Below are 1,624 nucleotides of genomic sequence, written 5' to 3' on the forward strand. Positions count from 1 at the left end.
AGCCTGATCGACCGGCCTGACTGGCAGGCCGAAGACGCGGCGGACCAGTTTCACGACTACCTGTACCTGCGCGACAATCCGGCGGGCGAACACCGCGAGCTGTGGTTCCACGAGCAGGGCGACCGCTCCTGGCTGGTGGTGACCCGCAACACCGTGACCCATGAAATCCTGAACGTTGAGCTGGCCCGCGATGTGGCCCGGGCAAGGGGGCGCAGCAAATGACTGATGCAGTAATGAACGCCGGCCGCGTGGCCTTTCAGGCCGACGGCAGCACCGGTGCCCGCAAGGGTAGCCAAGTGAACCGTCTGGACGGCGGGCTGATCAAGGGCAGCAAGACGCTGACCTTCTCTTTTGACGGTAAACGCTACAAAGGGTTTGAGGGCGACACGCTGGCCTCGGCCCTGCTGGCAAACGGCGTGCGGCTGATGGGCCGCTCGTTCAAATACCACCGTCCGCGGGGCGTGCTGACCGCGGGTTCCGAAGAGCCCAATGCGCTGGTTGAGCTGCGCAGCGGCGGGCGGCAGGAGCCGAACACCCGCGCCACCACGGCTGAGCTGTACGAGGGGCTGGAAGCAAACTCGCAGAACCGCTGGCCGTCCTTGCAGCATGACTTCATGGCGATCAACGACAGGTTTTCGAACTTCCTGACGGCTGGGTTTTACTACAAAACCTTCATGTGGCCGGCTGCGTTCTGGGAGAAGCTGTACGAACCCATCATCCGCAAGGCCGCGGGTCTGGGCAGCATTAGCTTTGAGGACGACCCGGACGCCTATGACAAGGGTTTCCTGCATTGCGACCTGCTGGTGATCGGCTCCGGCCCTACCGGCCTGATGGCGGCGTTGACCGCTGGCCGGGCCGGGGCGCAGGTGATCATTGCCGACGAGGATTTCCTGCTGGGCGGGCGGCTGAATGCCGAAAGCTTTGGCATTGGTGATCTGACCGGCGCTGCCTGGGTGGCGCAGGTGCAGGCTGAACTGGCCGCGATGGACAATGTGCGGGTGATGCCGCGTACCACCATCATTGGTGCCTTCGACCACGGTATCTATGGCGCGGTGGAGCGGGTGTCTGACCACGTGCTGGCGCCGGAAGCGGGCAAGCCGCGGCAGATCCTGTGGCGTATCTACTCCAAGCGGGCGATGCTGGCGGCAGGTGCCACCGAACGGCCCATCGCGTTTGAGAACAACGACCGTCCTGGTGTGATGCTGGCCGGGGCCGTGCGCGCCTATGCCAACCGCTGGGCGGTGACGCCGGATCAGACCGTTGCGGTTTTCACCAACAATGACGACGGCCACCGCACTGCGGCGGACCTGATTGCCAAGGGCGTGAAGGTGACTGCGGTGATCGACACCCGTGCTGACGCGCCGAAAGTCGAAGGCGCGGAGCTGCTCGCTGGTGCCCAGGTGATCGACTCCAAGGGGCGGCTGGGTCTGGAACGGGCGCAAGTACGGCTTGCCAATGGCTCCACCCGCGAGGTGCCTTGCGGTGCGCTGGCTGTGTCCGGCGGCTGGAACCCGAACGTGCATCTGACCTGCCATCAGCGCGGCCGTCCGGCCTGGCGTGAAGACATTGCCGCCTTTGTCCCCGCGGGGACACTGCCGCAAAATATGTCCGTGGCCGGTGCTGC

The 1,624-nt window shown here is 65.0% G+C and carries 2 protein-coding genes; both read left to right on the forward strand.

Annotated elements, in window-relative coordinates; translation table 11 throughout:
• On the forward strand, positions 1–222 hold a 222-nt coding region (locus A2I95_RS36395; RefSeq protein ID WP_291737370.1), incomplete at its 5' end, for a sarcosine oxidase subunit delta.
• 11 nt (positions 223–233) lie between these two features.
• Positions 234–1,624, forward strand: a 1,391-nt coding sequence (locus A2I95_RS36400) for a 2Fe-2S iron-sulfur cluster-binding protein (RefSeq protein WP_291737371.1), incomplete at its 3' end; no start/stop codon positions are given.

The sequence above is a fragment of the Leisingera sp. F5 genome, assembly GCF_001593695.1.